Origin of the sequence: Bradyrhizobium sp. 197 (assembly GCF_023073375.1) — a bacterium.
Taxonomy (GTDB): Bacteria; Pseudomonadota; Alphaproteobacteria; order Rhizobiales; family Xanthobacteraceae; genus Bradyrhizobium.
The window spans coordinates 1-1293 of sequence record NZ_JADPJJ010000128.1; the positions used below are offsets into that span (position 1 = coordinate 1).

Genomic DNA, 1293 nt, shown 5'->3' on the forward strand with positions numbered 1-1293 from the left:
TTGTCAAGCTACCATTCTTCCTCTCTCCAGTGACACGCCGGTAGCGATTGCTCCGTCGGAGCTGGTCAGGTTGCGGAGACGGAGCGATCGCGGATGGCGAGACGATTGCCTAGCGGGATTGGCAATTGACGTCGTTGGCGGCTTCAGCGGGTTGGGTTGATGTCGTAGCTGGGGTCATGGTCCTTTCCGAGGTCGCGAGCGCCTCATGATGATGTCCGGATCGGGCGCCTCAACGTTTGCAGCGGAGTGCGGGCGAACCGCCACCAGCCGATTGACCGAGGTCACCACGACCACCGTCCCAGCGGGACATCGCCAGTCCGGCGGACCGGACCAGGAGCTTGCGAGCAAATATCAGATTGGCTTCGGCTGGCCCCAGTCGAACGATGTGCCATCGACCCAGATGCAGTGGAGAATCACGGCGATCTTTCGGGCGATGGCGACCTTTGCCTTCTTCATGCCGATCCGCTTGGCGAGCTTCATGCCCCAGGCCTTTAGGGAAGACCACTTTTTGGTTCGATAAAGAAGGACAGTGGCGGCCTCGAACAAGTAAGTTCGGAGAAGCCTGTCGCCCCATCGAGATATCTTTCCGTTGGTGTCGGTTTCGCCGGATTGGCTGCGCCTCGGCGTAAGGCCGAGGTAGGCGCCGACCGTCGAAGCCGATCGGAAGCGCGAGGGGTCATCGATCGTGTGGCGGAACGTTAGGGCCGTCACGACACCGACCCCCGGGACCGTCATCAGGCGACGCGTCGTCACGTCCAGCTTTGCCAACCGGCGGACCTCGTTGTCGAACTTACCTTGTTGTTGACAAACGTTCTCATGGATCGAGAGCAGCGGCGATATCACGCTGAGAAGCAAATGATCGACGCCCAAGAGTTCGCTGACCTGGTTGCGGAACTGTTGGCCGATCGCGCGAGGGAACAGCAATCCACATTCCTTGATCAAGCTGCGAACCTGGTTCTCGATGTCTCGGCGCATGGACACTAGCCGAGATCTGGCGACAAGGATCGCTCGGATCTTTTGGCTTTCCTCACTTTTGACTTTGACCTCTCGATACCATCCAACCCGCACCAGTTCGGCAAGCCCTCGCGCATCATTCTGATCGCTCTTGTTCCTTCGGACCGACAAAGCTGCGTGCGCATGCCGAGCGTCGATGCAGACCACCGGAAGCTCAACCCTGCGGAGTTCATGCCATAGCCAACTCGCCATCGCACCGGTCTCGAAGCCGATACGCTCGGCATGAGGCGCATGTTTGTTAAGCAGGTCAGTCAAGGCACCAGGATTAGACTTGGCTTT

General features: G+C 59.1%; 1 protein-coding gene. It reads right to left on the reverse strand.

The window, feature by feature from the left end:
* Window positions 1–351: 351 nt before the first annotated feature.
* Window positions 352–1293 (reverse strand): IS110 family RNA-guided transposase (locus IVB27_RS28385; protein WP_247446263.1); only part of this gene is annotated, 942 nt, incomplete at its 5' end.